Origin of the sequence: Arenibaculum sp. (assembly GCF_035998295.1) — a bacterium.
Classification (GTDB): domain Bacteria; phylum Pseudomonadota; class Alphaproteobacteria; order Azospirillales; family Azospirillaceae; genus DASYHS01.
The window spans coordinates 1-2,808 of sequence record NZ_DASYHS010000290.1; the positions used below are offsets into that span (position 1 = coordinate 1).

3 protein-coding genes are annotated in these 2,808 nt (G+C 71.7%); 2 read left to right on the top strand and 1 reads right to left on the bottom strand.

Annotated features, from left to right (window positions below; all coding sequences use genetic code 11):
* Positions 1-165: 165 nt before the first annotated feature.
* Entirely contained in the window at positions 166-402 is a 237-nt protein-coding gene (locus VGO20_RS27590; RefSeq protein ID WP_327505633.1) for a hypothetical protein, read from the top strand.
* Between the two features lie 3 nt (positions 403-405).
* Here VGO20_RS27590 and VGO20_RS27595 read toward each other — a convergent pair whose 3' ends face one another.
* Positions 406-1,035 carry a LysE family translocator gene (locus tag VGO20_RS27595; RefSeq protein WP_327505634.1) on the bottom strand — a complete coding sequence of 210 codons (630 nt, stop codon included), beginning with the start codon at positions 1,033-1,035 and terminating at the stop codon, positions 406-408.
* A 155-nt stretch (positions 1,036-1,190) separates the two neighbouring features.
* Here VGO20_RS27595 and VGO20_RS27600 point away from each other — a divergent pair, with 155 nt between their 5' ends.
* Positions 1,191-2,729, top strand: coding sequence for an MFS transporter (locus tag VGO20_RS27600; RefSeq protein ID WP_327505635.1), 1,539 nt, complete (start codon positions 1,191-1,193; stop codon positions 2,727-2,729).
* Positions 2,730-2,808: the final 79 nt, after the last annotated feature.

The window sequence follows — 2,808 nt, forward strand, 5'->3', positions numbered from 1 at the left end:
GACACTTCGCCATCAACCTCGTCCGCGCCGTCGCCGACAAAAAATCCATCAAGCTCAGGAGAAAGGTCGCTGGGTGGGACGGCCGATACCTCGCTTCAATCCTCGGCTTCTCTTCGCGTTAACCTGGATTCGGAGCCCTGCGCCTGGGGCAAGGACCAGAAGGCGGTGGCGGAGGCGGCGGCGTTCCACGGGGTGGAGAGCCCGTTCAGCGAGAGCCATCTCGACCTCGGCCACCTGTTCGACCTGCTGACCGGAGCGAGCCAGCGGGTCGGCCTGCGCGCCGCGATGGAGGCGCTGGGGGTGCCCCCCGAAGGCGAGCACCACCGCGCCGTCGACGACGCGCGGGACGCCGCCCGGGTCTACCTGGCGCTGGCGCGCCGCCTGCGCGGGGGCGCTGCCTGAGCTTCAAGCCGTGCCGCGGCGCCAGGCCGCGGTCAGTATCCCGGCGCCGATCAGCAGCGACCCGCCGACGCGGTTGACGGCGCGCCGGACGGACGGACGCCGGACCTGCCGGCGCGCCGCCGTCGCCAGCACCGCGTAGAGCGCCGCGTTCATGGTCGCGAGCACGAGGAAGGTCGCTTCCATCACCAGGATCTGGGAGACGAACGGTCGCGCGGGGTCCAGGAACTGGGGAAGGAAAGCCACGAAGAAGACGACGCTCTTGGGATTGAGGGCCGTGACCGCGTAGGTGTGGAGGAACATCCGCCAAGGCCGCACGGACGGCGCATCGTCGATTCCGTCGCCGTCGGCGACCGGCGCCCGCCACAGCCGGACGCCGAGATAGACGAGATAGGCCGCCCCGACCCATTTCAGGGCCGTGAACAGCGCGGCCGAAGCGGCGAGCAGCACGCCCAGGCCGAGCATGGAGGCGGTCATGGCGGTGAAGTCGCCGAGCGCCACGCCGGCGACCGTGGCCGTGCCGGAGCGGCGGCCATGCCCGAGCGCGTAGGAGACGACGAGCAGCACCGTCGGTCCGGGAATGGCGAGCAGGACGGCCGAGGCGGTTGCGAACGCGAGCCAGGCTTCCAGGGACATGGGACATCTCCGCGGTCTTTTCCTCCCCGACTGATCCACGCGGGGCGGTCGAAATCAACGGGCAAATCGCGGCCGATATCATGGTTACCGAGCGTTAACCATGACGCGGCGATGATCCGGCGCCACCGCTTCCGATTCCCGGTACGCAGGATTTCATGATGGCGCGCTGGTTCGAGCCGGCCGAGGCGCTGAGCGACGCCGATGTCGGCCGGAGCATGCGGCTCGTCCTGTCGGACGGGCTGACGACGCAGGTGATGGGCACGCTCACGGGCGGCGTGTTCCTGACCGCCTACGCGCTCCACGCCGGGGCGTCGAACATGCTGGTCGGCCTGCTCGCCGCGATCCCGTTCCTGGCCCAGCTGGCCCAGCTTCCGGCGATCCTGCTGGTCGAGCGCCTGCGCCGGCGGCGCCTCGTCGTCGTGGTGTCGAGCGGGCTGGGGCGGCTGGCGCTGCTGGCGGCCGGCTTCGGCGTGCTGCTGCCGCCCGGGCCGGCGCTGGCGCTGCTGATCTGCGGGCTGCTGCTGCATGCGGGGTTCGGCGCCGTCTCGGGGTGCGGATGGAACTCCTGGATGCGCGACCTGATGCCGGTTGACAGGCTGGGCTCGTTCTTCGGCCGGCGCCTGTTCCACATGACGCTGCTGGGCGCGGTGCTGAGCTACGGCGCGGGGCTGGCGGTCGACGCCCGGCTCGCGCAGGCGCCGGGCAGCGAGAGCGAGGTCTACAGCCTGCTCTTCGTCGCCGGGGCCGCCGCGGGGCTGGCCGGGGTCGGCCTCCTGGCCCTCACGCCCGAGCCGCGCATGCCGCCGCGGGTCGCGCGCGAGCCGCTGCGCCGGCTGCTGGCCGAGCCGTTCCGCGACGCGAACTTCCGGCGCCTGATGCTGTTCCTCGGGTCCTGGAGCTTCGCCGTCAACCTCGCCTCGCCGTTCTTCACGGTGTACATGCTGACCCGGCTCGGCATGGGCATGGCCGAGGTGATGCCGCTCGTGGTGTTCAGCCAGTTCGTGAACATGGGGTTCCTGCGCCTGTGGGGGCGGCTTTCGGACGGCTACGGCAACAAGCCGGTGCTGGCGCTGTGCGGGCCGCTCTACATCCTCTGCTTCCTCGGCTGGACCTTCACGACCCTGCCGGAGCCGCACGGCCTGACCCTGCCGCTGCTCTACCTGCTGCACGCGCTGATGGGCATCGCGACCGCGGGCGTGACGCTGGCCTCGGCCAACATCGCGCTGAAGCTGTCGCCCCAGGGCAAGGCCACCGCCTACCTGGCCATGAACGGGGTGATCTCGTCGCTGGCGGCTGGCATCGCGCCGATCGTCGGCGGCGCGTTCGCCGACTTCTTCGCGGCGCGCGAGCTGTCGCTGGCGGTGCGCTGGAGCGCGCCGGGGCAGGCCCTCAGCTTCGACGCGCTGAGCCTCCAGCATTGGGACTTCTTCTTCCTGATGGCCTGCGCGATCGGGTTCTACTCGCTTCACCGGCTGTCGCTGGTCCGCGAGGTCGGGGAGGCGACCAACCGGACGCTGCTGCGCCAAGTGCTGGTCGAGGCCCGGCGCGGGATCTACAACGTCTCCAGCGCGGCCGGGCTGCGGTGGCTGGCCGGCATCCCCGCCGCCGAGCTGATGCGCAGCCGGCCCCCGGCGCGCAGGGACGCGCCGGCGGGAAACGACGACGCGCGGCCGGCGGCCCTGCATTCGGCGTGACGGGTCAGTTCCGCTCGAACACGGGGGCGAGCTTCGGGTCCCGCTCGACCGCGCCGGCGATCGCGGCCAGCCGGGGGCA

Bases quoted from the DNA above. Each gene is read 5' to 3' on its own strand.
- VGO20_RS27600 (WP_327505635.1), top strand. From the start codon at position 1,191: ATGATGGCGCGCTGGTTCGAGCCGGCCGAGGCGCTGAGCGACGCCGAT.
- VGO20_RS27595 (WP_327505634.1), bottom strand. From the start codon at position 1,035: ATGTCCCTGGAAGCCTGGCTCGCGTTCGCAACCGCCTCGGCCGTCCTG.